The organism is Aquitalea pelogenes (assembly GCF_001515305.1).
Classification (GTDB): domain Bacteria; phylum Pseudomonadota; class Gammaproteobacteria; order Burkholderiales; family Chromobacteriaceae; genus Aquitalea; species Aquitalea pelogenes.
This window is the reverse complement of record NZ_LNQV01000134.1, coordinates 1-280: the sequence shown is the minus strand read 5'-3', so window position 1 is coordinate 280 and position 280 is coordinate 1. Positions and strand designations below refer to the sequence as shown.

The 280-nt window shown below is 63.6% G+C and carries 1 protein-coding gene; it reads right to left on the bottom strand.

Annotated elements, in window-relative coordinates; all coding sequences use genetic code 11:
• Positions 1–67 precede the first annotated feature (67 nt).
• Complete coding sequence (locus tag AWT75_RS21810) at positions 68–235, bottom strand: hypothetical protein (RefSeq protein WP_161937795.1); 168 nt, start codon at positions 233–235, stop codon at positions 68–70.
• Positions 236–280 lie beyond the last annotated feature (45 nt).

Sequence of the window (280 nt, the reverse complement as noted above, 5' to 3'; positions counted from 1 at the left end):
GCACCAGTACCGAGAGCAGCAAGGCAAGGGCAAAGACCGCAGCGGTGTCTTCATGCTGATGCCGGAATTACGGCGCCGGGGCCATCAGGCTGCCGGGCGGCTGGTCTGGCGAGCGCACGCGGCCATCAATAATGTTCAGTTCATCGGCGACAAAACGTCGTACGGCATCGGGGTAGAGCTGGCACCAGTACCGAGAGCAGCAAGGCAAGGGCAAAGACCGCAGCGGTGTCTTCATGCTGATGCCGGAATTACGGCGCCGGGGCCATCAGGCTGCCGGGCG